This is a genomic window from Neorhizobium populisoli (assembly GCF_019430945.1).
GTDB lineage: Bacteria > Pseudomonadota > Alphaproteobacteria > Rhizobiales > Rhizobiaceae > Neorhizobium > Neorhizobium populisoli.
The window spans coordinates 226,632-251,690 of record NZ_JAHYCB010000007.1 but is presented as its reverse complement, the minus strand read 5'-3'; the positions used below and the strand labels follow the sequence as shown (position 1 = coordinate 251,690).

The 25,059-nt window shown below is 60.5% G+C and carries 24 protein-coding genes; 17 read left to right on the top strand and 7 right to left on the bottom strand.

Going from position 1 to position 25,059, the window contains the following annotated elements:
* The first annotated feature begins 191 nt into the window (after positions 1 to 191).
* From KX729_RS21315 to KX729_RS21305, 3 genes are all read left to right on the top strand, one after another.
* Complete coding sequence (locus KX729_RS21315; RefSeq protein ID WP_219744504.1) at positions 192 to 2,891, top strand: DNA translocase FtsK; 2,700 nt, start codon at positions 192 to 194, stop codon at positions 2,889 to 2,891.
* A gap of 74 nt (positions 2,892 to 2,965) precedes the next feature.
* The gene (locus KX729_RS21310; protein WP_219744503.1) at positions 2,966 to 3,625 is read left to right on the top strand and encodes an outer membrane lipoprotein carrier protein LolA; all 660 of its coding nucleotides are present in this window, start codon (positions 2,966 to 2,968) and stop codon (positions 3,623 to 3,625) included.
* A 103-nt stretch (positions 3,626 to 3,728) separates the two neighbouring features.
* Positions 3,729 to 4,532 carry an exodeoxyribonuclease III gene (locus KX729_RS21305; protein WP_219744502.1) on the top strand — a complete coding sequence of 268 codons (804 nt, stop codon included), beginning with the start codon at positions 3,729 to 3,731 and terminating at the stop codon, positions 4,530 to 4,532.
* A gap of 182 nt (positions 4,533 to 4,714) precedes the next feature.
* Here the strand turns inward: KX729_RS21305 and KX729_RS21300 are convergent, their stop codons facing one another.
* Positions 4,715 to 5,170 carry a cyclic nucleotide-binding domain-containing protein gene (locus tag KX729_RS21300; RefSeq protein WP_219744501.1) on the bottom strand — a complete coding sequence of 152 codons (456 nt, stop codon included), beginning with the start codon at positions 5,168 to 5,170 and terminating at the stop codon, positions 4,715 to 4,717.
* Between the two features lie 21 nt (positions 5,171 to 5,191).
* The gene (locus KX729_RS21295) at positions 5,192 to 5,875 is read right to left on the bottom strand and encodes a response regulator transcription factor (protein WP_219744500.1); all 684 of its coding nucleotides are present in this window, start codon (positions 5,873 to 5,875) and stop codon (positions 5,192 to 5,194) included.
* Between the two features lie 142 nt (positions 5,876 to 6,017).
* Here KX729_RS21295 and KX729_RS21290 point away from each other — a divergent pair, with 142 nt between their 5' ends.
* Entirely contained in the window at positions 6,018 to 6,569 is a 552-nt protein-coding gene (locus KX729_RS21290) for a L,D-transpeptidase family protein (RefSeq protein ID WP_219744499.1), read from the top strand.
* 91 nt (positions 6,570 to 6,660) lie between these two features.
* Here KX729_RS21290 and KX729_RS21285 read toward each other — a convergent pair whose 3' ends face one another.
* Together KX729_RS21285 and KX729_RS21280 are read right to left on the bottom strand one after the other, a co-directional pair.
* Positions 6,661 to 7,254, bottom strand: a complete 594-nt coding sequence (locus KX729_RS21285) for a biliverdin-producing heme oxygenase (protein ID WP_219744498.1) — start codon at positions 7,252 to 7,254, stop codon at positions 6,661 to 6,663.
* A gap of 51 nt (positions 7,255 to 7,305) precedes the next feature.
* A complete protein-coding gene (locus KX729_RS21280; protein ID WP_219744497.1) occupies positions 7,306 to 8,388 on the bottom strand; it encodes an MBL fold metallo-hydrolase in 1,083 nt (360 codons plus the stop codon).
* Between the two features lie 174 nt (positions 8,389 to 8,562).
* On the opposite strand from KX729_RS21280, the gene KX729_RS21275 reads away from it, so the two are divergent.
* The 6 genes from KX729_RS21275 (at position 8,563) to trmD (ending at position 13,240) form a co-directional block, all read left to right on the top strand.
* Positions 8,563 to 9,138: a DUF6620 family protein gene (locus KX729_RS21275; protein ID WP_219744496.1), complete on the top strand. Its 576-nt coding sequence runs from the start codon at positions 8,563 to 8,565 to the stop codon at positions 9,136 to 9,138.
* Positions 9,139 to 9,435: 297 nt separating this feature from the next.
* A complete protein-coding gene (gene ffh, locus KX729_RS21270) occupies positions 9,436 to 11,013 on the top strand; it encodes a signal recognition particle protein (protein WP_219744495.1) in 1,578 nt (525 codons plus the stop codon).
* 12 nt (positions 11,014 to 11,025) lie between these two features.
* Positions 11,026 to 11,340 carry a chorismate mutase gene (locus tag KX729_RS21265; RefSeq protein ID WP_219744494.1) on the top strand — a complete coding sequence of 105 codons (315 nt, stop codon included), beginning with the start codon at positions 11,026 to 11,028 and terminating at the stop codon, positions 11,338 to 11,340.
* 114 nt (positions 11,341 to 11,454) lie between these two features.
* A complete protein-coding gene (gene rpsP / locus KX729_RS21260) occupies positions 11,455 to 11,820 on the top strand; it encodes a 30S ribosomal protein S16 (RefSeq protein WP_219744493.1) in 366 nt (121 codons plus the stop codon).
* 135 nt (positions 11,821 to 11,955) lie between these two features.
* Complete coding sequence (gene rimM / locus KX729_RS21255; protein ID WP_219744492.1) at positions 11,956 to 12,546, top strand: ribosome maturation factor RimM; 591 nt, start codon at positions 11,956 to 11,958, stop codon at positions 12,544 to 12,546.
* A 4-nt stretch (positions 12,547 to 12,550) separates the two neighbouring features.
* Positions 12,551 to 13,240: a tRNA (guanosine(37)-N1)-methyltransferase TrmD gene (trmD, locus tag KX729_RS21250; protein WP_219744491.1), complete on the top strand. Its 690-nt coding sequence runs from the start codon at positions 12,551 to 12,553 to the stop codon at positions 13,238 to 13,240.
* 240 nt (positions 13,241 to 13,480) lie between these two features.
* Here trmD and KX729_RS21245 read toward each other — a convergent pair whose 3' ends face one another.
* A complete protein-coding gene (locus KX729_RS21245; RefSeq protein WP_219744490.1) occupies positions 13,481 to 14,227 on the bottom strand; it encodes a sulfite exporter TauE/SafE family protein in 747 nt (248 codons plus the stop codon).
* A gap of 260 nt (positions 14,228 to 14,487) precedes the next feature.
* Here KX729_RS21245 and rplS point away from each other — a divergent pair, with 260 nt between their 5' ends.
* A complete protein-coding gene (rplS, locus tag KX729_RS21240) occupies positions 14,488 to 15,057 on the top strand; it encodes a 50S ribosomal protein L19 (protein ID WP_219744489.1) in 570 nt (189 codons plus the stop codon).
* A 197-nt stretch (positions 15,058 to 15,254) separates the two neighbouring features.
* Here rplS and KX729_RS21235 read toward each other — a convergent pair whose 3' ends face one another.
* On the bottom strand, positions 15,255 to 16,577 hold the full coding sequence (locus KX729_RS21235; RefSeq protein WP_219744488.1) for an MFS transporter: 1,323 nt from the start codon (positions 16,575 to 16,577) through the stop codon (positions 15,255 to 15,257).
* 196 nt (positions 16,578 to 16,773) lie between these two features.
* Here KX729_RS21235 and KX729_RS21230 point away from each other — a divergent pair, with 196 nt between their 5' ends.
* Positions 16,774 to 17,568: a basic amino acid ABC transporter substrate-binding protein gene (locus tag KX729_RS21230; RefSeq protein WP_219744487.1), complete on the top strand. Its 795-nt coding sequence runs from the start codon at positions 16,774 to 16,776 to the stop codon at positions 17,566 to 17,568.
* A 3-nt stretch (positions 17,569 to 17,571) separates the two neighbouring features.
* The gene (locus tag KX729_RS21225; RefSeq protein ID WP_219744486.1) at positions 17,572 to 18,390 is read left to right on the top strand and encodes an amino acid ABC transporter permease; all 819 of its coding nucleotides are present in this window, start codon (positions 17,572 to 17,574) and stop codon (positions 18,388 to 18,390) included.
* A gap of 25 nt (positions 18,391 to 18,415) precedes the next feature.
* On the opposite strand, the gene ppk2 is transcribed toward KX729_RS21225, so the two are convergent.
* Positions 18,416 to 19,330: a polyphosphate kinase 2 gene (gene ppk2, locus KX729_RS21220; protein ID WP_219744485.1), complete on the bottom strand. Its 915-nt coding sequence runs from the start codon at positions 19,328 to 19,330 to the stop codon at positions 18,416 to 18,418.
* A 334-nt stretch (positions 19,331 to 19,664) separates the two neighbouring features.
* On the opposite strand from ppk2, the gene leuC reads away from it, so the two are divergent.
* From leuC to ftsY, 4 genes are all read left to right on the top strand, one after another.
* Positions 19,665 to 21,074 (top strand): 3-isopropylmalate dehydratase large subunit, encoded by a 1,410-nt coding sequence (gene leuC, locus KX729_RS21215; RefSeq protein ID WP_219744484.1) that lies wholly within the window; start codon positions 19,665 to 19,667, stop codon positions 21,072 to 21,074.
* A gap of 167 nt (positions 21,075 to 21,241) precedes the next feature.
* Positions 21,242 to 22,159, top strand: a complete 918-nt coding sequence (gene dapF / locus KX729_RS21210; protein ID WP_219744483.1) for a diaminopimelate epimerase — start codon at positions 21,242 to 21,244, stop codon at positions 22,157 to 22,159.
* Positions 22,156 to 23,478, top strand: a complete 1,323-nt coding sequence (gene mtaB / locus KX729_RS21205; protein ID WP_219744482.1) for a tRNA (N(6)-L-threonylcarbamoyladenosine(37)-C(2))-methylthiotransferase MtaB — start codon at positions 22,156 to 22,158, stop codon at positions 23,476 to 23,478. The genes dapF and mtaB overlap by 4 nt, the downstream gene beginning before the upstream one ends.
* A gap of 18 nt (positions 23,479 to 23,496) precedes the next feature.
* Positions 23,497 to 25,026 carry a signal recognition particle-docking protein FtsY gene (gene ftsY, locus KX729_RS21200; protein WP_219744481.1) on the top strand — a complete coding sequence of 510 codons (1,530 nt, stop codon included), beginning with the start codon at positions 23,497 to 23,499 and terminating at the stop codon, positions 25,024 to 25,026.
* Positions 25,027 to 25,059 lie beyond the last annotated feature (33 nt).

Below are 25,059 nucleotides of genomic sequence, written 5' to 3'. Positions count from 1 at the left end.
CGATTGCGGATGCCGCACTGGCCCGGACCGTTGGTCCGGGCTTTTTTATGGTTATTTTAGACATTCATCATTCGTTGAGGTTAAAGCGCCGTTAACCATCAGCAGGCTATAACCGACGGGAATTCCGTGAATTGGCCGGCGGCGTGCCGATTCGCGTGAGGCGTTGCGTTACGAGGAAGTGGGCAGCAAAGATGGGCAGAAGCAGTTCGGCGGCGATGGCAAACCGATCCACGCGCTTGGTGCTCACCGCGTTCGTCTGGCGACAGACGATGGCGCTGGTCGGCTTCGCGATATTTTTGGGCCTTGGGCTGGCGGTTGCGGCACTTGCAACCTGGAACGTGGCCGATCCGAGCTTCTCCTACGCTACCGACAATACGCCCGCCAATCTTCTCGGCCGTGCCGGTGCCACCTTTGCCGACCTGATGATGCAGTTCTTCGGGCTTGCCAGCATCGTCGCGCTGCTGCCCGTCCTTGCTTTCGCGCTGGCACTGATTTCCGGCCGCAAATATGACCGCGTTCCGGCTCGTCTCGCTGCCTGGGGCGGCGGCACGCTGCTCGCCTCCGCAACGCTTGGCTGTTTTCCGGCGCCGCTGACCTGGCCGATCCCGAACGGTATCGGTGGAGTGATCGGCGACATGATCCTGCGTTTTCCAGCACTTTTCGTCGGCGCCTATCCGACCGGCATGGTGGCCACCGTGCTCGGCTGCATCTTTACGCTGCCTTGCGCCTATCTCATGCTGTTTGCTTCCGGTCTCATCGGAGAGGCTCTCGAAGAGGAATCGGAAGACGAAGACAAGCCGGTGGCGGCCGTCAAGGCGCGTCCGCGCCGCGAAGAAGTTGAAGAAGAGGACGAAGAGGAGGGCGGCTTCGGCAATTTCCTCGCTTTCGGGGCACTCGCGCACTACTGGTACACCGCGCAGGCGCGTCTGCGCCGGCTTGCTGGCGTCAAGCCGCGGGCGCAGATGAATTTCGATCAGCCCTATGATTTCAACGACGACGAGTTCGGCACTTTGAACGAACCCGTGCGCGCCAAGGCCACGCCGTCCAATATCGGCCGCCGCGCCGAACCGTCTCTCGACGGTCTTGCCGAACGGGCCGGCACATCTCGCCGCGTCGTAGCCGCGCCGCCGATCTCGGCGCATGGCGAAGATGACGATTACGACGACGATCCGCCGTTCGACATGCCGGCACGTCCGGCCGGCATCCTGTCCGATGACGACGAGGATGACGATGCGCCGTTCGTCGCTTCCCGCGCTCCGGTTTCGCCAAGCGGCCGCGCACCCTCGCGTGTTACGCCGGCTGCCGCGCCGCCGAAGCCGAGCGCCCGCGTCGGCCGTGATGCGCAGACTTCCTTCCTGTCGGCCGATGGGTTCCAGCTACCCTCGGTGCATCTCCTGAACGAGCCGAAGGCTATTGCCCGCGACACCTCGCTTTCCGCCGATGCGCTGGAGCAGAATGCGCGTCTGCTTGAAGGCGTACTGGAGGATTTCGGCGTCAAGGGCGAGATCATCCATGTCCGTCCCGGCCCCGTCGTGACGCTTTACGAACTCGAGCCTGCACCCGGTATCAAGTCCTCACGCGTCATCGGTCTTGCGGACGACATCGCCCGTTCGATGAGCGCGATTGCCGCCCGTGTCGCTGTCGTTCCAGGCCGCAATGCGATCGGTATCGAACTGCCGAACCGTACCCGCGAGACCGTCTATCTGCGCGAGATGATCGGCTCCAAGGATTTCGAAGGCAGCAAGGCGAAGCTTGCCATGGCGCTCGGCAAGACGATCGGCGGCGAGCCGGTCGTGGCCGATCTCGCCAAGATGCCGCATCTGCTGGTGGCCGGTACGACCGGTTCCGGTAAGTCGGTTGCCATCAACACGATGATTCTGTCGCTTCTCTACCGCTATACGCCGGAGAAGTGCCGCCTGATCATGATCGACCCGAAGATGCTCGAATTGTCTGTTTATGACGGCATTCCGCATCTGCTTTCGCCAGTCGTTACCGATCCCAAGAAGGCCGTCGTTGCGCTCAAATGGACCGTCCGCGAGATGGAAGAGCGCTACAAGAAGATGTCGAAGATCGGCGTCCGCAATATCGACGGCTTCAACAGCCGCGTCGAGCAGGCGATGGAAAAGGGTGAGGTTCTGACCCGCACCGTGCAGACCGGCTTCGACCGCCATACGGGCGAAGCGATGTACGAGACGGAAGAATTCGATCTCGCACCGATCCCCTATATCGTCGTGATCATCGACGAAATGGCCGACCTGATGATGGTCGCCGGCAAGGATATCGAAGGCGCCGTGCAGCGCCTGGCCCAGATGGCGCGTGCCGCCGGCATTCACGTCATCATGGCGACCCAGCGCCCGTCCGTCGATGTCATCACCGGTACGATCAAGGCGAACTTCCCGACCCGCATCTCCTTCCAGGTCACCTCGAAGATCGACAGCCGCACGATTCTCGGCGAACAGGGCGCCGAACAGCTGCTCGGCATGGGCGACATGCTCTACATGGCCGGCGGCGGCCGCATTCAGCGTGTTCACGGGCCTTTCGTCTCCGATACCGAAGTCGAGGATATCGTCGCCTACTTGAAAACTCAGGGCCAGCCCCAATATCTCGATGCCATCACGGCCGATGAGGACGAGGATGAAGGTGGCTACGGTGGATCCGCGGGCACCTCCAATCTTGCTGATTCGGACGATCCCTACGACCAGGCGGTGGCAGTCGTGCTGAAAGACGGCAAGGCCTCCACATCCTATATCCAACGGCGCCTCGGGATAGGTTATAACCGTGCTGCTTCGCTCATCGAGCGCATGGAGCAGGAAGGGCTGATCGGGCCGGCAAACCACGCCGGCAAACGCGAGATTCTGGTGCCGACCGAGGGCGATATCCTCGATCGGTGAGGTTTTCGTGATTGCCGAGCATTGTCATCAAGACGCCGCGTTTGACGCCGAAAGATAAAGGGAAGGAGACCAGAATGAACAAACAAAAATCCATCCTTTCGAACATTGGTGCCGGCGCCATCGGACGCCGGCAATTTTCGCTCGGCCTTGTTGGCCTTGCCGCAGCCGCGCTGGATCCCGGCATGAGCTTTGCGCAGGCAGCATCTCCGGCCGCTGCACAGAAGATTGCCGACCACTTCTCCTCCGTCAAAACCATGATGGGCGAGTTCGTGCAGTTCGGCCCGCGCGGCGAACAGACCGGCGGCAAATTCTATATCTCGCGCCCCGGCAAGCTGCGCTTCAACTTCGAGGACCCGTCGCCGATCCGCGTCATCGCAGACGGCAAGAACGTCGTCGTCGGCAACCTGAAGCTCAAGACCTGGGATCTCTATCCGCTGTCGAAGACGCCGCTTAGCCTGCTCCTGGCCGATCGCATCGATCTCGGCAACCAGATGGTCCGCGACGTCAAGCAGGAAAGCGATCTCACGACGATCGTGCTCGGAAACAAGACCGTGTTCGGCGATTCGACCATCACCATGATGTTCGATTCCAAGACATACGACCTTCGTCAGTGGACGATCACCGATGTCCAGAACAAGGATACGTCGGTGATGATCTACAACGTGCAGAACGGCGTGAACCTGGACGACAAGGTTTTCAACATTCCTTATGACGACGTCCGCAACCGCGGCTGACATCAGATTGCGATCTTCGCAAAGGCTGCGCTCTCGCGCGGCCTTTTTGCTTTCCAGAATAGCTTAAATTGCCTAAACCTCGCCGCATCATTGAGGTTTGCCCATGACGTTTTCCATCACCACCTGGAATATCAACTCGGTCCGGCTGCGCATGCCGATCGTCCAGCAGTTTCTCGTCCGCCACAAGCCGGACATTCTCTGCCTCCAGGAGATCAAGTGCCAGGAACCGGAGTTTCCGCTGCAGCCGCTGAAGGATCTCGGCTACGAGCACATCATCATTCATGGGCAGAAGGGTTATCACGGCGTTGCCATCGCCTCGAAGATCCCGCTTCTCGAAGACCATCGTCAGAACTACTGCAATGTCGGCGATGCACGGCATATTTCGGCGATCGTCGAGCGTGGCTCGCGGCGTATCCGGCTGCACAATTTCTACGTTCCGGCCGGCGGCGACGAGCCGGACCGGACGATCAATCCGAAATTCGGCCACAAGCTCGATTTCATCGAGGAGATGAAGGCGCTGAAGGCGGATGCGATGCCCGGCATTTCGTCAATCCTCGTCGGCGATCTCAATATCGCGCCACTCGAGCATGACGTCTGGTCGCACAAGCAGCTTTTGAAGATCGTCAGCCACACGCCGGTCGAAACCGAGGGAATGAAGGAGATCATCCGGCAGGGCGGCTGGCTAGACCTGATGCGGCAATACACGCCGGAGCCGGAAAAGATCTACACGTGGTGGAGCTACCGCGCCAAGGACTGGGAAGCGGCGAACAAGGGTCGTCGACTCGACCATATCTGGTCGTCGCCGGATCTGGGGCCTTTCCTCGAGAAGATCGAGGTTCTGAAGGAAGCGCGTAGGTGGAACCAGCCGTCGGACCATGTGCCGGTCACGGCGGTGTTCAAGTTTTAGAAGTTTGAATTGGGAAGCTTGCCCCTCCCCCTCTCCCCGTTCTGACGGGGAGAGGGGACGTGCCCCACTCAGAGCTGGAGAGGGACGGAGGCGGCGCGGCATATTCCTTTTCCCCGTCGGGACGGGGAGAAGGTGGCGGCAGCCGGATGAGGGGCTGCGGCATTCAAAGGGGATTTCGACGCTCAAACAAACCGATGCTGCATCGCCGCCGCCGCCTTGGCGAGGCCGGCAATGTTGTCGCGAATACGTGCTTCGATCATCCGTCCGACCTGTGGATATTCCTCCAGCAGGCGGTGAAACAGCGACCGGCTGATCTTCATCGCCTCGGCATCGTCGATGGCAACGGCCGTGAACTTGCGCTCGACCATGGTGATCAGCGCGAGCTCTGACAGAAGCGTGCCGGGGCCGATGGTCGCTTCTACCTTCATGTCGCCGTCGCGACCGGTCATCAGCAGTTCGAACCGACCACGGGCGATGATGAAGGCGGATTCTGCCGGCGACTTTTCGCGGAAGAGTTCCTGACCGGCCGCCACCTGCCGACGCTCGGCGCCGAACGCGACGAGACGCAGCTGGTCGTCGTTCATGTCCCGGAAAAGCGGAACCTGGGTCAGCAGGCGGATATCTTCGGTCAGCGACATGTCGGTTCTATCGGGCTCTTTTTACGGTACGATCTTGTAGCCGCCGTTTTCGGTGACCAGGATTTCAGCGCTGGACGGGTCGCGTTCGATCTTCTGGCGCAGGCGATAGACATGGGTTTCGAGCGTGTGGGTCGTCACGCCGGAATTGTAACCCCAGACCTCTTCCAGCAGCACGTCGCGCGTCACCACCTTCTGGCCGGCGCGATAGAGGTAACGGATGATCGCCGCTTCCTTTTCCGTCAGGCGGATTTTCTTGCCGTCCTCGGTGGTGAGCAGCTTCTGGCTGGGCTTGAAGATATACGGGCCGACCGTGAACGTGGCGTCCTCGCTCTGCTCGTATTGGCGAAGCTGGGCGCGGATACGGGCCAGGAGAACGGCGAAACGGAACGGCTTGGTGACGTAGTCGTTGGCGCCGGCTTCCAGTCCGAGGATCGTGTCGGAATCGGTATCATGGCCGGTCAGCATGATGATCGGCGCCTTGAAGCCGTTCTTGCGCAGCAGCTTCACGGCTTCGCGGCCGTCCATATCCGGCAGGCCGACGTCCATGATCAGGAGATCGATCTGGGCAGTTTTGGCGGTGTTCAGCGCCTTGGCGGCATTCGCCTCCTGGAGGATCGAGAACTCGTCGTAGAACGACAACTGCTCGACCAGGGTCTCACGCAGATCGTCGTCGTCATCCACCAGAAGTATCGTGCGCGCTGCCATGCGTTCTTGCCTTTCGTCTCACCCGTTGCACCACGACCGGAATCACCAGCCAATTAAAGCACATTTAGGGTTGTTCGATCTAAATCTCATCGTGCTATGAATTCAAACGAAATCATATTCAAAGCAAAACCTTGTGAGAGAAATGCAGCGTTTTCGCGAGGGAGTTCACAAAAAAGACACCGTGATTACCGTGCGGACCGCCCCGCGCGACCGGAGGCGGGCGATCATCTCGTTCGGCGGCATCACGGTGCAGGCGGCTCTCGGCCGCTCCGGGACAACGCCATTCAAGCGGGAAGGGGATGGCGCAACACCGATTGCGGCAATGCGACTGCTCTACGGTTTCACGCGTAGCGAAAGAGTGCGCCTGTCGCCGACCGCCCTGCCGATGAAGCGCATCCGCAAGGACATGTTGTGGTGTGACCAGCCGGAGCACCCGGCCTATAACCGCCTCGTCAAAGCGCCCTTCCGGCGAAGCCATGAAGAAATGACGCGGGCTGACGGGCTCTACGACATCTGCCTCGTACTGGACTGGAATATCACGTCGCGCGCCCGCAACCGCGGCTCGGCGATCTTTTTTCACCTGATCAAGCCGGGGTATCAACCGACTGCGGGATGCATCGCGGTCAGTCTTGCCGATATGAAGAGGTTGATCCGCTACATGCGGAATGGGACGGTGGTGAGAGTGGTGGGGTAGAGCGCGTTATCTTGACCATAGAAGAGGGATGACTGCGGAGCGCATCCCGCCTCTGCCAAAGGCTAAGCCTTGGATTTTGTCGGCGAGGAAATCAGGCCGTTTGAAACACCTGTTCCACCAGCGTATGTACCCGCCGGAATGCGGCCTTTGCCCCTTCGGCTGCCCGCAATTCCTCTGCTTCCGATAGCTCCAGCCCGTTATAGGCCGCTACAAAAGTCCGCCAGTGCAAACCGCGGCCTTCCGGATGGCCGGCGAGGTGCCGCGCACCAAACTCTTCCGATAGGCCGAGCTTTGCCGCTTCCTTCAGAAGAAAGGCTGCGCCAAGGTTCGAACCTTCTGCCACGTAAAGCCAGCCGAGGGATGTCGGCAGATCGAGGTCACCGGTTTGCGCGGACAATTCGGGTGCCGGCTTGCCTGTCACGTCCTCGACGTCCTGCCTCAGCGCATCGAGCCGGCAACGATCGGCCAGATCCGGCAAGAGTTTTCCAAGCTCCGGCGAATGGTAAAGCGGGGCGACATCCGCATGAAAATGGTGCTGTACGTCAAGAAAAAGCGCGTAGCGCTCCCTGCTGGCGAATGGCTGTGCCGCCATGATGCCGTCGTCGAGGCGCTTATGGGTTTCGTCGGTCAGCGCCTTGAGGCGTTGAATACGGGTCTCGGATGCGGTCTGCAATGTAGTGTCCATAAATCAACTTATTGACCTGGAACAGTGCCAAGTCAAACCGTCTTTCACGGCTCAGACGGAAATCGCCGGAACCTCGAAAACTTCACCCGGCCGCATCGGCCGGAACCGTTCGTGGTCTATGCCGCGTTTGTCCAGAGCGGCGCGAAGTGCTTCAACCGGTTGCTCGATGCCTTCGTCGGTCAGCTTGAACGTGCCCCAGTGATGGCCGGCGACGAAGGCGGCGTCGCATAACAGCATTCCGTCGACCGCCTCTTCCGGGTTCTGGTGCTGGCCTGCCATAAACCATCGCGGCTCGTAGGCGCCGAACGGCAGGTTGGCGAGCCGGAAGCCGCCATGTTTTTCCTTCGCCGCGCGATAATTGATGCCCTGATGAAAGCCGGTATCGCCGATATGGTAAACTTTGCCCGCCGGCGTCTCGATCACGAAGGCGGCCCAGAGAGCCATGCGCCGGTCGCCCATGCCGCGCGCCGACCAGTGATGGCAAGGCTCACAATGCAGTGCGATACCCGGCGAAATCGTCTCCCGACCGCCCCAATCCATGACCGTAATTTTTGCATCGGGCACTTTGCTGCGGATGATAGCATCATTGCCGAGCGGCGTGACGAAATGCGGCTTGTCACGGCTTTGCAGAACCCGAAGCGTTTCGAGATCGAGATGGTCGTAATGATTGTGGGTGACGATCACCACATCGATCGGCGGCAGGTCGCCCATGCGGATGCCTGGCGGATTGACCCGCTTCGGTCCGGCGAATGAGACCGGGCTCGTCCGCTCGCTCCAGACAGGATCTGTCAATATATTGAGACCGGCGATCTGGACCAGCATTGCCGCATGCCCGACCATCGTCACCACCAGCCGATCGCCGGACACCCGCGTCTCCGGCATGGCCTGCGCAAACGGGCTCGGAAAGCTTTCTGGCCAGGCAACGTTCAGGCCGTTGAATTTCCAGCGCAGTAGATCAAACCCGCCGCGCGGCTCGATCCCGCCCGGATTGAAGAAGGCCGTTCCGTCGAAATGATCGGACACGGGACCGGAATAATATGTGTTGCCAGCCATGGCGCTCCTCGCGGCAACCCCGCCCACAAGGGCAGCGATTGCTCCGATACCGGTCCATTTGAGAAATCTTCGACGGTTCATGTGGCTCTCTTTAGCAGAATAAAATGGAAGCGGGAGCCAAGCTTATATGCGTATCCGTAACGTCCATATCCAGCGCTGCGATCATGGCTCCTTGCTGAAGGGCACAACCCGCCTAATTAGCCTCTGGCTTTTTGAAACACGCTCTGTCCGGGGGCGACAAATGATAGGTGGACAATGAATTTTCTCACGAGATTGATGATTGCCGGCTCGTTCTTCCTTTCTGCGGGGATGGCATTTTCTCAGGCCGTACCCGCGCCGGTGCATGGCGTAACCTTCGAGGAATGGGCATCGGCCGCCGCCCGGCTCTCCAACAAGGCCGGTGAAGACGAAGTGCTGCGGACGCTTTCGATCGACAAGGTGCAATTCGAGGAGATCAACCAGGCTTTCGGCAAGGCACTGAAGGACGATAAGGACTTCAAGTTGATCACCTATTACGGTCAGGCCTTCAGCAATCTGAATGCCGGCCGTTTCGCATCAAATGCCGTGGAGATGAAGCGCAAACTGGTGACCTTCGACGATTATGCGCGCCTTACCGGTCATATGCAGGCCGCAAGCAAGGCCGGCGTCGATCCGCAAAAGATTCTGGAGGAACATGGGCTGACAACCTTCGAATTCAGCCAGGACGGAACCTATTGGATCGGCAAGTTGCGCGAGCAGAGCATGTCCGGCGACAGTGCGGCAATCATCAAGTGGAATGACACCATTTCCAGATACGAGAAAGAATACGCCGCCCGCTACGCCAAGAAGTGATCCCAATAAAGCTTGGTGCGGCCCGCTCGCACTGGATGGCGGGCCTCCAGATCCCGCAGTCATGCCGCCGCGCCTTGACTTTCCCGCCCGTTTCCTGTTTAAGACCGCCAATCTGCTGACAAGTCACGACTTGGAGCCGCCGACCGGGGCCGATATACTGAGCCCGGAGGTCAACACCCGACAGCGCGTTGCGCCCTCGGGTGCTTTTTGGCTTTGCCCGGATTTGGGCGTCTTGTTTTTGCCGGCAAAAGACCCGACGTTCTGGGCACTCCCCAAAACGTCAAGAAGGAAGAAACGATGTTCGAAAGCCTCCAGGACCGTCTTGGCTCCATTCTCAATGGACTGACCGGCCGTGGCGCATTGAGCGAGGCGGATGTATCCGCCGCTCTGCGCGAGGTTCGCCGTGCGCTTTTGGAAGCGGACGTTGCGCTGGAAGTCGTCCGTTCCTTTATCGACCGGGTGCGTGAAAAGGCCGTCGGCGCCGAAGTCCTGAAGTCGATCAAGCCCGGACAGATGGTCGTCAAGATCGTTCATGACGAACTGGTCGAAATGCTCGGCACCGAAGGCGTCGGCATCGATCTTCACGCCGTTGCCCCCGTCGTCATCATGATGGTCGGCCTGCAGGGTTCCGGTAAGACGACCACGACCGGCAAGATCGCCAAGCGCCTGACCGATCGCGAGCGCAAGAAGGTGCTGATGGCATCGCTCGATACGCGTCGCCCTGCAGCCCAGGAACAGCTTCGTCAGTTGGGCGTCCAGACCGGCGTTGATACGCTGCCGATCATTGCAGGCCAGTCGCCGACCGATATCGCCGCCCGCGCCGTACAGGCCGCAAAACTCGGTGGCCATGACGTCGTCATCCTCGACACCGCCGGCCGCACCCATATCGACGAACCGCTGATGCAGGAAATGGCGGAAATCAAGCGGAAGTCCAATCCGCACGAAATCCTGCTTGTCGCCGACTCGCTGACCGGTCAGGACGCCGTCAATCTTGCCCGCAATTTCGACGAACGCGTCGGCATTACCGGCCTCGTTCTGACCCGCATGGACGGCGACGGCCGTGGCGGTGCAGCCCTTTCGATGCGCGCCGTCACCGGCAAGCCGATCAAGCTGATCGGCGTCGGCGAAAAGATGACGGAGATGGAGGAATTCCATCCCCGCCGTATCGCCGACCGTATTCTCGGCATGGGTGACATCGTCTCGCTCGTCGAGAAGGCTGCCGAAAACATCGACGCGGAAAAGGCCGCGGCGATGGCCAAGAAGATGCAGTCGGGCAAGTTCGACCTGAACGACCTCGCCGACCAGCTGCGCCAGATGAAATCGCTCGGCGGCATGGGCGGCATCATGGGCATGATGCCCGGCATGGCCGGCATGAAGGACAAGCTTTCCGCAGCCGGCATGAGCGACAAGGTGTTCGATCGCCAGATCGCCATCATCGGCTCGATGACCAAGGCCGAGCGCGCCAACCCGGACATGCTGAAGCATTCCCGCAAGAAGCGCATCGCCGCCGGTTCCGGCACCGATGCCTCCGACATCAACAAGCTTCTGAAAATGCACCGCCAGATGGCCGACATGATGAAAATGATGGGCGGCAAGGGCAAGGGCGGCATGATGAAGCAGATGATGGGCGGCCTTGCGTCCAAGATGGGTCTTGGCGGCATGGGCGGCGGAATGGGTGGAATGGGTGGCATGCCCGATCTCTCCAAGCTCGACCCCAAGCAGCTCGAAGCTTTGCAGAAGCAGGCGGAAGCGGCCGGCATCAAGCCGGGTTCGATGCCTGGCCTGGGTGGCGGCATGGGCGGCCTTCCGGGTCTGGGCGGCGCCAAGTTGCCGGGCCTCGGCGGCTTCCCGGGCCTGCCCGGCAAGAAGAAGTAAGGGGAGAAGTTCGTGGTTGATCCCGAAATCAAGGCAAAGCTTGCGAGCTACCGCCAGTCGATCGACAATATCGACGCAGCGCTCGTTCACATGCTGGCGGAGCGTTTCCGCTGCACCAAGGAAGTGGGCTTCCTGAAAGCCCAGTACGATTTGCCGCCGGCAGACCCGGCGCGCGAGGAATTTCAGATCGAGCGCCTTCGCCGCTTGGCGAAGGAAGCGCATCTGGACCCGGATTTCGCCGAGAAGTTCCTGAACTTCGTCATCAAGGAAGTCATCCGGCATCATGAAGCCATCGCCGCCGAACATGTCGGCACGAAAATAGCCTGAACCCGGATCGCCGGAAGGCGGTCTGAAAACCAACTGGAGCCCGTCTGACGGCGGCCTCAAGAAACCTCGGCCCACCGGACGGTGGCCCAGAAAAGAAACTAAGGAGTAAATTCAATGTCCCTGAAGATTCGTCTCGCCCGTGGCGGTTCCAAGAAGCGTCCTTACTACACCGTCGTCGTTGCAGACGCCCGTTCGCCGCGTGACGGCCGCTTCCTCGAAAAGCTTGGTTCCTGGAACCCGATGCTTGCCAAGGACGACGCAAAGCGCGTTGAACTGAACGTCGAGCGTATCCAGGAATGGATCGCCAAGGGCGCCCAGCCGACCGACCGCGTCCTGCGCTTCCTGTCTGAAGCCGGTGTTGCAACCCGCGAGACCAAGAACAACCCGACCAAGGCTCTGCCGGGCAAGAAGGCCCAGGAGCGTATCAAGGAACGTGAGCAGAAGGCTGCCGACGCAGCCGCTGCTGCTGCCGAAGCGTAAGCTTTCGCAATCACCGATCATGGCGACGGGCAGTGCGGCATCGCGCTGCCCGTTTTGCTGTTTGCATTTCCTGCCCGTGCGTTTAAATGGGCCAGTGCGCTTGAACGAGGCGCGACACAACCGGAACCATCTCTTATGACCAAGCTCGAAAACCCCGTCCTGATGGCGACCATCGGTGCCGCTCAAGGTTTGCGTGGCGAGGTCCGCGTGCGTTCCTACACCGCCGATCCGACGGCGCTCGGAGACTACGGCAACCTGCATACCGAGGATGGCCGGGTTTTCGAAATTCTCGAAGTCCGCGAAGCGAAGAATGTCGTGGTCGTCCGTTTCCGCGGCATCAATGATCGCAACGCGGCGGAGACCCTCGCTGGACTGGAACTCTTCATCGAACGGGAAAACCTGCCGGATGAGGAGCTGGAAGAGGACGAATTTTATTACGCCGATCTGGAAGGCCTGGAAGCGGTCGATCAGGACGGCAAGAGTTATGGCACCGTCAGTGCCGTCTACGACTTTGGTGCCGGAGATCTCCTGGAGCTGAAAGGCCCGGGCCGCCGCCCGGCGCTCATTCCTTTCTCGGAAGCCGCCGTTCTGGAAATCGACCTCGAAGGCGGCAAGATACTGATCGATCCGCAGGCAGCGGGTCTTACCGAGAACCCGGAAGACGAAGCTCCCGGCGCAAATTTCCCGCGCAAGAAATCCGGCAAGAGCCCGGACAAGGACAAGTGAGCGCATGTCGTTTCGCGCCACGATCCTGACGCTCTACCCGGAAATGTTTCCCGGTCATCTCGGTTTCTCGCTGGCCGGCAAGGCGCTGGAACGCGGCCAGTGGTCGCTGGATGCGGTACAGATCCGCGATTTCGCCGAGGACAAACATCGCACCGTGGACGACACTCCGGCCGGCGGTGGTGCGGGCATGGTTCTGAAACCGGATATTCTCGCCAGGGCGATCGACCAGGCTTCCGAAAACGATACGCGACCCCGCCTTCTCATGAGCCCGCGCGGCAAACCGCTGACGCAGGAAAAGGTGCGTGAACTCGCCGCCGGTGACGGTGTAGTGATCGTCTGCGGCCGCTTTGAAGGCGTCGATCAGCGGGTTATCGATGCGCGCAATCTCGAAGAGGTCTCGGTCGGCGACTACGTGCTCTCTGGCGGTGAACCGGCGGCGCTGACGCTGCTCGATGCCGTCATTCGCATCCTGCCTGGCGTCATGGGCAATGCGCTTTCCGGCACGCACGAGAGTTTCGAGAACGGGCTGCTGGAGCATCCGCAATATACGCGGCCACAGGTTTTCGAGGGGCGCGAGATTCCGGCGGTGCTGACGTCGGGTAATCATGCCGCGATCGAGAAGTGGCGGCTGGAAGAAGCGAAGAAGCTGACGGCGGCGCGCCGGCCGGATTTGCTGGTGGGCAAGGCGGATTAATTTTCTTTGCCGGCATGCGGTGCGGCCCTCTCACCCGGCCTCCGCTATCGCTCGGCCACCCTCTCCCCGAGGGGAGAGGAGGATCAGCGACGTTGGGTAACTCACCTTCTCCCCTCGGGGAGAAGGTGCCCGAAGGGCGGATGAGGAGGTCACGCGGTACACCGGCCCCTCGCGGATGCTCCAGGCGTTCGTCATTCGAAACGCTCACCGGATCGTTTCACCAGCTTTGCCGAGCATTCCTCACCCCGTCACAAAATAATAAACCGTCAGCGCCACCCCGACCGCAACCACGCACCAGCGCAGCACGGTTTGCGGTACCCGCCGGGCCATCCACACGCCGGCATAACCGCCGAGCGCGCCGGCCGGGATCATGACGATCGCCTGCGGCCAGGCCACCACGCCGCCGCTGACGAAGACGACGATCGCGACTGCGGCGATGAGGATCGCCAGCATGTTCTTCAGGGCATTCAGATGATGATAGGAACCGCCCGTCGTGACGCCTAGCACCGCGAGCATCATGATGCCCATGCCTGCCCCGAAGAATCCGCCATAGATCGACGTCAGGAACTGGCCGATGACGGAGGCCGGCGAGTTGGCGGAGCGTTCGATGGTGGTCTTCGGGGTCAACCACGGTCCGGCCGCGAAGATGGCCGTTGCGGCCGCAAGCAGCCAGGGCACGATCTGCCGGAAGGACGGGTTATCGAGCGACAACAGCCACAGCGAGCCGCCGATCGAGCCGATCACCGAAACGACGGCGAGAACCAGTGCGCTACGCCAGCGCTTGGAAATCTCGTCCCAATAGGCGAGCGTCGAGGTGACGTAACCGGGAAACTGCACGATGGAGGACGTGGCATTGGCGGAAATTGGCGGAATGCCGGCCAGCGTCATTGCCCCGAAGGTCAGGAAGGTGCCGCCGCCGGCAATTGCGTTGACCGCGCCGGAAAAGAAGCCCGCCGCGGCAAGCAGCAGTATCGTGGTAATTGTCATCAATGTTTCCTCATCCCTGAACTGCACATAGCCGCTTCGCTGAAATGCGGCAATAACGGCCTTTCCGTCACAAAATCGCAATCAGCGGGATGACAGGGGCAAGTCTTTCGTGTATTGCGCACGCGGCAATGGGAAAGCTTCCCGTCCACCAGCAACAAAGAATGGCGAACCCGCTCCGCCCGCAAGGCAAATCCCGAGGCGTGACCAACGGATAAGATGAGCGCTCTGGCTGTTTCAGAAGAACCAAAAGGTTTGAGACGATGAACATCATTCAGCAGCTCGAAAAAGAGCAGGCCGAGAAGATCGCTGCCAAGCGTACCCTTCCGGAATTTTCCCCGGGCGATACCGTCCGCGTCAACGTGAAGGTTACGGAAGGTACCCGTACCCGCGTCCAGGCTTACGAAGGCGTTTGCATCGCCCGTTCCGGCGGCGGCATCAACGAGAGCTTCACGGTTCGCAAGATTTCCTACGGTGAAGGCGTCGAGCGCGTATTCCCGGTCTACTCCCCGATGGTCGAAGGCGTCGAAGTCGTTCGCCGCGGTAAGGTCCGTCGCGCCAAGCTCTACTACCTGCGCGATCGTCGCGGCAAGTCGGCTCGTATCGTTGAAGATACCGGCGTTCGCGCCCGCAAGCTGAACGACGCCGAGCGTCAGGCCGTTGCCGAAGAAAAGGCACGTATCGAGGCTGAAAAGGTTGCAGCAGCTCAGGCTCTGGCCGCCGAAAAGGCAGCAGCCGAAGCTGCAGCAGCCAAGGCTGCTGAAGAAGCGGAAGCCGCAAAGGCTGCCGAGGCGGCTGAAGCAGCAAAGGCTGCCGAAGCTTCGGCAGAATAAGCTTCGAGAAGATTTTACGAAAAAGGCGGCCGATCGGCCGCCTTTTTTGTTTGTTTAACGTTTCAATGACTTGCGACGTCCTCCCCGCCCTTGTGGCGAGGGTTTGAACACGTTTGTCGGGGGCAGATTCTCCAGATGAGCCCGAAGACGAAGGAGAGGGCGCGGCCTCCTGATGACCAGACGCCCTCCGACCGTCTTCAGCGAGGTTGCGGCATGTTCCGCGGATGATCTGGGTCCGACCCGGTCGCATTGCCTTGATGCGAGGCCAGCATCTTTCCGACGACGATGACCAGCACGCCGGCTGCGGCAAGGCAGACCGCCAGGAACAGCATCGGCAGGAGATTGCTGCCCGTTGCATCCTTGATCCACGGCACGACGTTCTGGGCGACGAAGCCGCCGAGATTGCCGACCGAATTGATCGCCGCGATGCCGGCTGCGGCACCTGCGCCCTTCAGGAAGCGTCCCGGCAGGCTCCAGAAGACCGGCTGGCCCGCAAAGATGCCGGCAGCGGCAATGCAGAGGAAAACGAACTGCAGCACCGGCGTCGGAACGATGACGGAGAGCGTCAGAGCGATCGCGCCGATAAAGGCCGGCCCGACGATATAAGGCGTCTTGTTTTGCGCCTTGTCGGCAGCAGCCGGCACGAACCACAGTGCCAAAGCGACGATTATCCACGGAATGATATTGATGAAACCGTTGGCAGTATTCGAAACGCCAAAGCCCTTAACGATCGTCGGCAGCCAATAGCTCAGGCCGTAAGCGGCAAGCGGGAAGCCGACATAGCAAAGCGCCATCAGCAGCACGCGCGGATTGACCAGAGCCTTGAAGCCGTTGTCCGAATGGTCGTCGATACCGGCTTTTTCGCGGGCAAGGCGCTCCTGCAGCCAGCGCTTCTCATCTTCGGTCAGAAATTTAGCCTTCTCCGGCGTATCGTCGAGATAGAAGATCGTCACAATGCCGGCGATGACCGCCGGAACGCCCGTGGCGAGGAACACCCATTCCCAGCCGGCTAGCCCCAAAGTGCCGTCGAGATCGAGCAGCATGCCGCCGAGCGGCGCGCCGACCGCATTGGCAAGTGCGCTGAAGATCATGAACAAGCCGACCATGCGGCCGCGATAGTCTTCCGGAAACCAGAGCGTCAGAAGATAAAGCACGCCGGGGAAGAAGCCTGCCTCGCAGACGCCGAGCAGGAAACGCAGGATGTAGAACATCGTCGGATTCTGCGTATAGGCAAGCGCGATGGTGACGATGCCCCAGGAAATCAGGATACGTGCGAACCAGCGGCTGGCGCCGAAGCGGGTGAGAAAAAGGTTGCTCGGTACTTCGAAGATGAAATAACCGATGAAAAACAGTGAGGCGCCAAGCCCGTAGGCATATTCGCTCATGCCCAACGCATCGACCATCTGCAGCTTCGCGAAGCTGACATTCTGCCGGTCGATATAGGCGATCAGGTAAAGCAGACCGAGAAACGGCATCAGCCGCCAGGTGATTTTGGAAATCAATTGCTGTTCGGAAACCACGATACATCCTCCCGGCCAGAACGGCGCATTCGAAAAGTGCTGAAATCAATTGCTCCCGTTAAAGCGGCAGGATTGCATTTGTTCCACGAAGCTGGAACCACCGAGCAATTGTGAACTGCCGCCCGATTTGCCGGCTTGTCATTTTCCGCGATTTCGTGAAAGTCGGGAGAAATTTCGAATATCAGGGAGTATCCCGATGCTTCTCCGCCGTACCGTTCTCGCCGGCCTCGCCATGCTTTCCCTTGTCGGCTCACTAGACGCTGCCGAACTTCCCAACCTGGCCGGCCGCACCATCATCGTGGTCACGGAAAACGCCTATCCGCCGCTGCAATTCGTCGATCCGAAAGGCGGTCAGCCGATCGGCTGGGAATATGACGCGATGAACGAGATCGCCAAGCGGCTGAATTTCAAGGTCCAGTACCAGAACACCAGCTGGGACGCGATGATCCAGGCGGTGTCCGACGGTCAGTACGACATCGGCATGACCGGCATCACCATCAAGGACGACCGCAGGCAGAAGGTGGATTTCTCCGAGCCCTACATGCGCTCGCAGCAGCTGATGCTGGTTCGCAGCGACGAAAAGCGTTTTACGGATGCCAAGAGCTTTGCAGCCTTGGAAAAAGGCCTGGTCGGCGCGCAAGCCGGCACGAGCCCGTTCTACACTGCCGTTTATGAAGTGCTCGACGGCAATGAGCAGAACCCGCGTATCAAGCTTTTCGAGACCTTCGGTGCCAGCGTCCAGGCCTTGAAGGCGGGCGACGTCGATCTGGTGCTGACGGACTCGACTGCCGGCAAGGGGTATGTCGATGCCTCGAACGGTTCTTTGAAGATCGTCGGCGAACCGCTCGGCGCCGAGGATTTCGGTTTCATTTTCAAGAAGGGCTCCGACCTTGTGCTGCCTATCAATGCCGCAATCGCAGCGCTGAAGGATGACGGCACGCTGGATGCCCTGAACAAGAAATGGTTCCTCGATTACAAGATGGGCCAATAGCGCGTGGCGCCTCAGCGCCGGCAAAATGCCGAGCCCAAGGATTTTCCGTGGTGGCTGCTCGCCTTCGGGGCGCTCTGCATAGGGCTTGCGGCCGTTGTCGCCCTCAACGATCTCTACACCCAGGTTTTTGGCGTGGTGGTGAAGGGGATCGGTATCACAGTCAGTGTGACACTTGCCGCCTTCGCTCTGGCGACAGCCCTGGGGCTTGCAGTTGCCCTGGCCGGATTGTCGAACAGCGTTGTTCTCAGGCAGATCGCCCGCTTCTATGTCGAACTGATCCGCGGCATCCCGATCTTGGTGCTTCTGTTCTATATCGCCTTCGTCGGTGCCCCGGCCTTCGTCACCCTGTATAATGCGGCACTCGCGCCGCTGATCGAGCGCGGCCTGCTTGGTCAGCTTCTGGTGCGGGATGTTTCCCTGCTGTGGCGGGCAATCATTGCCCTGACGATAGGTTACGCCGCCTTCATCGCGGAAATCTTCCGCGCCGGCTTCCAGTCGGTCGATATAGGTCAGATCGAAGCGGCAAAGACGCTCGGCTTCACCAAATTCCAGCGCTTCCGGCTGATCGTCTTTCCGCAGGCAATGCGGGTGATTTTCCCGCCGCTCTCCAACGATTTCGTCTCGATGGTGAAGGATTCGTCGCTTGTCTCGGTGCTCGGCGTCGCCGACATCACCCAGATGGCAAAGGTCTATGCAGCCGGATCTTTCCGCTTCTTCGAGACCTATTCGATCGTCGCGTACATCTACCTGCTGCTGACGATTGGCCTGTCGCTGGCGCTCCGCGGTGTCGAGTCGCGGCTGCGCAAGCGGATAGAAAAGTGAAGGCGGCCCGAAGGCCGCCTGCCGGTTAGTAGATTTCCGGAACGTACAGTTCTGCCGGTACCGGATGGCGGGCGTAGTCCTCGTGGCGCACGCGGGCCGGCAGTTCGATCGATTCCTTCGGAACCGACTCGTAAGGCACCTGCGCCAGAAGGTGGGCGATCATGTTGAGGCGCGCCTTCTTCTTGTCGACGGCCTGCACCACCCACCACGGCGCTTCCGGAATATGGGTGCGCTGAAGCATGTCTTCCTTGGCCCGGGTATAGTCTTCCCAATGGACGCGGCTCTGCAGATCCATCGGCGAAAGTTTCCACTGCTTCAGCGGATCGTGGATGCGCATCTTGAAGCGGAATTCCTGCTCCTCGTCGGTGATCGAGAACCAGTATTTCAGAAGGATGATGCCGGAGCGGACCAGCATGCGCTCGAATTCCGGCGTATCGCGGAAGAATTCTTCCACCTGTTCCGATGTAGCAAAGCCCATGACGCGCTCGACGCCGGCACGATTGTACCAGGAGCGGTCGAACATCACCATTTCGCCGGCAGTCGGCAGGTGAGATACATAGCGCTGGAAATACCATTGGTTCCGCTCGCGCTCGGTCGGCGCCGGCAGCGCCACGACACGGGCGACACGCGGATTAAGGCGCTGGGTGACGCGCTTGATGGCGCCGCCCTTGCCGGCGGAATCGCGGCCCTCGAACAGGATGACGACCTTGAGCTTCTTGTACTGAACCCAGTCTTGCAGGCGCACCAGTTCGTGCTGCAGACGGAAGAGTTCGCGGAAATAAAGCTTGCGGTCGATCGTCGGATCGGCCGGGCCGGACATGCCCTCGGCGACCAGCTCGTCCAGCCGGTCTTCTTCCATCTGCATTTCCAGCTCTTCATCGAAGCTGTCGGCGATCTCTTCCTTGATGCGGCTGAGCTGGTCTTCCATGGGTTCGGACATTGGGTATCCCTCCGTTTCGGAAAAGAGATGAAGCACGTTTCCGCGAAGACTTTATGACAATCGTGCGACAGGTGTCCGACGATGCAAACCATTCGGCAAACCGATTGCCGCATTTGGCGGAAACTGCTATTGAGTTTGCCATGGGATCGAAATTCGGATGCCTCGCGAACCACATTATCGTGCTGCAGGACCACAAGCGTCTGCCGGCACGCTTTTTCGCGCGGGTTTCCGGGGCGCTTTGCGACCGACTTAGCTGATCTTTTCAGCTCTCCGGCAGCCATCGGCTGCCAACCCCAATTCCCATGTTTTTCATTCAGCTGAACGGATAGCAGCCATGAGCGCACCTACCACTCTTTACGACAAGATCTGGGCCGACCACGTCGTCTCGACCGATGAAAACAACACCTGTCTTCTCTACATCGACCGTCACCTCGTTCACGAAGTGACGTCGCCGCAGGCTTTCGAAGGCCTGCGCATGGCCGGCCGCAAGGTCCGCGCGCCGGAGAAGACGCTCGCGGTCGTCGACCATAACGTGCCGACCACCCTCGACCGGTACGAGGGTATCAAGAACGAGGAAAGCCGCATTCAGGTCGAAGCACTTGCCCAGAATGCTGCCGATTTCGGCGTCGAATATTATTCCGAAAAAGACGTTCGCCAGGGCATTGTTCACATCGTCGGTCCCGAACAGGGCTTTACCCTGCCGGGCATGACCATCGTCTGTGGCGATAGCCATACCTCCACGCATGGTGCGTTCGGCGCGCTGGCGCACGGCATCGGCACGTCGGAAGTCGAGCACGTGCTCGCCACCCAGACGCTGGTGCAGAAGAAGGCGAAGAACATGCTGGTGCGCGTCGACGGCAAGCTGCCGGCCGGCGTCACCGCCAAGGACATCATCCTTGCCATCATCGGCGAGATCGGCACTGCCGGCGGCACCGGCCACGTCATCGAGTTTGCAGGCGAGGCGATCCGTTCGCTGTCCATGGAAGGCCGCATGACGGTCTGCAACATGACGATCGAGGGTGGCGCCCGTGCTGGCCTGATCGCTCCGGACGAAACCACGTTCGAATACATCAAGGACAAGCCGCGCGCGCCGAAGGGCAGGGCGTGGGAGATGGCGCTCGACTATTGGAAGTCGCTGAAGACCGACGAAGGCGCGCATTTTGACAAGGTCGTCGTGCTCGACGCCGCCAACCTACCGCCGATCGTCTCCTGGGGCTCCTCGCCGGAAGACGTCATCTCCGTCGAAGGCGTGGTTCCCAACCCGGATGACATCCAGGACGAGACCAAGCGCACCTCCAAGTGGCGTGCGCTGGACTATATGGGCCTGAAGCCGGGCACGAAGATCACCGATATCGCCGTCGATCGCGTCTTCATCGGTTCCTGCACCAACGGCCGTATCGAAGACCTTCGCGCTGCAGCCAAGGTCGTCGAGGGCCGCACGGTGGCTTCGACCGTCTCCGCCATGATCGTTCCAGGTTCGGGCATCGTGAAAGAGCAGGCGGAAGCCGAAGGACTGGATGTCATCTTCAAGGCCGCCGGTTTCGAATGGCGCGAGCCGGGCTGCTCCATGTGCCTCGCAATGAACGACGACCGCCTGAAGCCGGGCGAGCGTTGCGCGTCGACCTCGAACCGCAACTTCGAGGGACGCCAGGGCTACAAGGGCCGTACGCACCTCGTCTCGCCGGCCATGGCTGCGGCGGCGGCGATTGCCGGGCACTTCGTCGATATCCGCGAGTGGAAGTAATTTTTCACTGACTGAATTCGAAATGCCCGGCTTCACGCCGGGCATTTTTGTTTCGGGCGGACATCTGCCATAGGAAACTCGCAGTCGATATACGGACCACTGGTAATTCCCGCGGCTTTCCGCCATATACGGCCAAGTATCGGTAATTTTACCGCTTGGATGATGTCATGGCAGATGTGGTCGAATTCGCGAGGATGAACGGGCTTGGAAACAAGATCCTGGTCGTCGATATGCGCGGCCGCACGGACAAGGTGACGCCGGAAGCCGCGATCGCGCTGAATGCCGATCCGGCTACCGAGTTCGACCAGATCATGGCCATCCACGATCCGAAGGCTCAAGGCACGGATGCCTGGATCGATATCCTGAATTCCGACGGTTCGAAGGCGCAGGCCTGCGGCAACGGCACCCGTTGCGTGGTGCAGGCGCTGGCCGCCGAGACGGGCCGCAAGACCTTCACCTTTCAGACCGTTGCCGGCATCCTGAATGCGCAGGAACATGCGGACGGGACGATTTCCGTCGATATGGGCAAGCCGGTTTTCGCTTGGGACAAGATCCCGCTGGCCGAAGATTTCTTCGACACGAGCCGTATCGAGCTGCAGATCGGGCCGATCGATGCGCCTGTGCTGCATTCTCCCTCGGTGATGTCGATGGGCAATCCGCACGCGATATTCTGGGTCGATCGCGATCCGATGGCGTTCGATCTGGAGCGCTTCGGGCCACTTTTGGAAAACCACCCGATCTTTCCGGAGAAGGCGAATATCACGCTGGCGCAGGTCACCTCCGACAGTTCGCTGCGGACCCGCACCTGGGAACGTGGCGCCGGCCTGACTCTTGCCTGCGGTTCCGCCGCCTGCTCCGCTGCCGTTTCGGCTGCCCGGACCGGCCGCACTGGCCGCACGGTGACGATCGATGTCGCCTCCAGCCCGATCCGTCAACCACTCGTCATCGAGTGGCGGGACGACGATCATGTGGTGATGACCGGCCCGGCCGAATGGGAATGGTCCGGCAAGGTCGATCCGGTGACGGGCAGTTTCATGCGTGATGAAGAGTCCAATATCGGCGGGCATGGAGCGGTGGCAAAATGAGTGGCGTCGAGGTCATTACCTTCGGCTGTCGGCTCAACACCTATGAATCGGAAGTGATGCGGGCCGAGGCCGAGAAGGCCGGGCTCAACAACGCGATCCTCGTCAACACCTGTGCCGTCACCGGCGAGGCCGTGCGGCAAGCCCGGCAAGCGATCCGCCGGGCACGGCGCGAAAACCCGCATGCCCGCATTATCGTCACAGGCTGTGCTGCCCAGACCGAGAAGCAGACTTTTGCGGATATGGCGGAAGTCGATGCTGTTTTAGGCAATGAAGAGAAGCTGACAGCCAAGTCCTATCGCGCCCTGCCGGATTTCGGTGTTGCGGCAGAAGAGAAGTTGCGCGTCAACGACATCATGAGCATCAAGGCGACCGCGCCGCAGATGATCAAGCATATCGATGGGCATGTGCGGGCGTTCATTCAGGTTCAGAACGGCTGCGACCATCGCTGCACCTTCTGCATCATCCCCTATGGCCGCGGCAATTCGCGGTCTGTGCCGATGGGGGCGGTGGTCGAGCAGGCCCGCAAGCTCTCTGAAAGCGGCTATCGCGAGATCGTGCTGACCGGCGTGGACGCCACCAGTTATGGCGCGGACCTGCCCGGCCAGCCGTCGCTGGGTTACCTCGCCAAGACCCTGTTGCGGCAGGTGCCGGAAATCCTGCGTCTGCGCCTTTCCTCGATCGACAGTATCGAGGCGGACAAACATCTCTGGGACCTGATCGCCGACGAGCCGCGTTTCATGCCGCATCTGCATCTGTCCCTGCAGCATGGCGACGACATGATCCTGAAGCGGATGAAGCGGCGTCATTCCCGCGCCGAGGCCTTAGCCTTTACCGAGCAGGCGCGGCGGTTGCGGCCGGAGATTGCCTTCGGGGCGGATATGATCGCCGGTTTCCCGACGGAAACGGAAGACATGTTCGAGAATGCCGCAACGCTTGCGGATGAGGCGGGCGTTTCCTTCCTGCACGTGTTTCCCTACAGCCCCCGGCGCGGTACGCCAGCGGCACGCATGCCGCAGGTCGATCGCGGTCTCGTTAAGGATCGCGCGGCGCGGCTTCGTGCCCGAGGTGACGCGTTGCATCGCGCCCATCTCGATCGCATGGTCGGCACAGAACAGATGGTCATCGTCGAGAATAACGGCATGGCGCATACGGAAAACTTTTCGCTTGTTGCGGCACCAGGCCTTATTCCCAGCGACCTCCGGCGCGTTATGATAACAGGCCATAACGGCAAATATCTCGAAATGCGGGTCGCGGCCGAAGACGGCTCGTCCATGGATCGGTCCGGGGGCGCATCGCTTGCGCCTTCGCGAGCGGCGTGACCGGAACGGAATTTTCTCATGGCTCTGAGCTTCATCAAACGTGTCTTCACTTTCGGCAAACCTGCCGAGGAGGCGGTGCCGGAAACGGAAAAGCCGGCAGAGGTTTCTGCGGTCGAGGCTGAGCTTGAACCCAAGTCTCGCGCAGAAGATTTGCCGGTTGCTGCCGATCCGGTGGCGCCGACGGAGATAGAGACGGCCGGTGGTCCTGCGTCGGATGTGGCGGCGGAAGCCGCAGTTGCAGAAGAGCCGGCGCTTCTGCCTGGTGCCGAAGCGATATCTGAAATCGGAGTGGTGCCGCTGTCTCTGTTGCAGGCGGAGGCCGAGGCTGAAGAGGCTTCAGGTGTGGATACACCCCCCTCTGTCCTGCCGGACATCTCCCCCTCAAGGGGGGAGATTACGGATGCGCCGGTTTCCTCCCCATCGGACGCCGCGGGTGTTTCAACGCCTTCGACGGTTGGTACTGAACTGCAGCCGAGCCACGAGTCGATCTCCCCCCTTGTGGGGGAGATGTCCGGCAGGACAGAGGGGGGTATCTCCGCTGACGAAGCTCGCCCCGAGCCGATCCTCCCCAAGGGCTTCTCAACCGCCAAATCCGAACCGGAACCGGTCGTCATCGTTCCGCCGCCGCAGCTCAACTGGTTTCAGCGCCTGCGCGCCGGCCTTGCCCGTACCTCCTCGCAGCTGACCGGCCAGATCACGGCTCTGTTCACCAAGCGTAAGCTCGATGAAGAGACGCTGGAGGAGCTGGAAGACCTGCTGATCCAGGCCGATCTCGGCGTCGAGACTGCGATGCGCATTACGGGCGCGCTGTCCTCCGAGCGTTACGGCAAGGATGTCTCCGGCGAGGATGTTTCGCGCATCATGTCTGCCGAGATCACCAAGGTTCTGGCGCCGGTCGCCAAGCCGCTGGCGCTCGATCTCAATCACAAGCCGCATGTCATTCTCGTGGTCGGCGTCAATGGCACCGGCAAGACGACGACGATCGGCAAGCTGGCGGCAAAACTTTCCGGCGCCGGCCTCAAGGTGATGCTAGCGGCGGGCGATACGTTCCGCGCGGCGGCGATCGAGCAACTCAAGATTTGGGCCGATCGTACCGGCTCCCGCTTTATCGGTACCAAGCTCGGCGCCGATGCTGCGGGCCTCGCCTATGATGCCTATGAACAGGCCAAGGCAAACAAAAGCGACGTGCTGATCATCGATACCGCCGGCCGGCTGCAGAACCGTACTGAGCTGATGGCGGAGCTGGAAAAGATTGTCCGCGTGCTCGGCAAGCTCGATCCGGATGCGCCGCATACCGTGCTGCAGACGCTTGATGCGACGACCGGCCAGAACGCCATGAACCAGGTGGAAATCTTCCGCAATGTCGCGGGCGTCAGCGGTCTGATCATGACCAAGCTCGACGGCACGGCGCGAGGCGGTATCCTTGTCGCTATCGCCGCCAAGCACAAACTACCGGTCTATTTCATCGGCGTCGGTGAGGGTGTCGACGATCTCGAACCCTTCGAGGCGCAGGATTTTGCGCGTGCCATTGCGGGTTTGACGCATTGATGACACAGAATGACGATTTGGCTTCGACAACAA

Coding starts and splice junctions, on each gene's coding strand:
- KX729_RS21315 (WP_219744504.1), top strand. CDS start 192: ATGGGCAGAAGCAGTTCGGCGGCGATGGCAAACCGATCCACGCGCTTG.
- KX729_RS21310 (WP_219744503.1), top strand. CDS start 2,966: ATGAACAAACAAAAATCCATCCTTTCGAACATTGGTGCCGGCGCCATC.
- KX729_RS21305 (WP_219744502.1), top strand. CDS start 3,729: ATGACGTTTTCCATCACCACCTGGAATATCAACTCGGTCCGGCTGCGC.
- KX729_RS21300 (WP_219744501.1), bottom strand. CDS start 5,170: ATGTCGCTGACCGAAGATATCCGCCTGCTGACCCAGGTTCCGCTTTTC.
- KX729_RS21295 (WP_219744500.1), bottom strand. CDS start 5,875: ATGGCAGCGCGCACGATACTTCTGGTGGATGACGACGACGATCTGCGT.
- KX729_RS21290 (WP_219744499.1), top strand. CDS start 6,018: ATGCAGCGTTTTCGCGAGGGAGTTCACAAAAAAGACACCGTGATTACC.
- KX729_RS21285 (WP_219744498.1), bottom strand. CDS start 7,254: ATGGACACTACATTGCAGACCGCATCCGAGACCCGTATTCAACGCCTC.
- KX729_RS21280 (WP_219744497.1), bottom strand. CDS start 8,388: ATGAACCGTCGAAGATTTCTCAAATGGACCGGTATCGGAGCAATCGCT.
- KX729_RS21275 (WP_219744496.1), top strand. CDS start 8,563: ATGAATTTTCTCACGAGATTGATGATTGCCGGCTCGTTCTTCCTTTCT.
- ffh (WP_219744495.1), top strand. CDS start 9,436: ATGTTCGAAAGCCTCCAGGACCGTCTTGGCTCCATTCTCAATGGACTG.
- rpsP (WP_219744493.1), top strand. CDS start 11,455: ATGTCCCTGAAGATTCGTCTCGCCCGTGGCGGTTCCAAGAAGCGTCCT.
- rimM (WP_219744492.1), top strand. CDS start 11,956: ATGACCAAGCTCGAAAACCCCGTCCTGATGGCGACCATCGGTGCCGCT.
- trmD (WP_219744491.1), top strand. CDS start 12,551: ATGTCGTTTCGCGCCACGATCCTGACGCTCTACCCGGAAATGTTTCCC.
- KX729_RS21245 (WP_219744490.1), bottom strand. CDS start 14,227: ATGACAATTACCACGATACTGCTGCTTGCCGCGGCGGGCTTCTTTTCC.
- rplS (WP_219744489.1), top strand. CDS start 14,488: ATGAACATCATTCAGCAGCTCGAAAAAGAGCAGGCCGAGAAGATCGCT.
- KX729_RS21230 (WP_219744487.1), top strand. CDS start 16,774: ATGCTTCTCCGCCGTACCGTTCTCGCCGGCCTCGCCATGCTTTCCCTT.
- ppk2 (WP_219744485.1), bottom strand. CDS start 19,330: ATGTCCGAACCCATGGAAGACCAGCTCAGCCGCATCAAGGAAGAGATC.
- leuC (WP_219744484.1), top strand. CDS start 19,665: ATGAGCGCACCTACCACTCTTTACGACAAGATCTGGGCCGACCACGTC.
- dapF (WP_219744483.1), top strand. CDS start 21,242: ATGGCAGATGTGGTCGAATTCGCGAGGATGAACGGGCTTGGAAACAAG.
- mtaB (WP_219744482.1), top strand. CDS start 22,156: ATGAGTGGCGTCGAGGTCATTACCTTCGGCTGTCGGCTCAACACCTAT.
- ftsY (WP_219744481.1), top strand. CDS start 23,497: ATGGCTCTGAGCTTCATCAAACGTGTCTTCACTTTCGGCAAACCTGCC.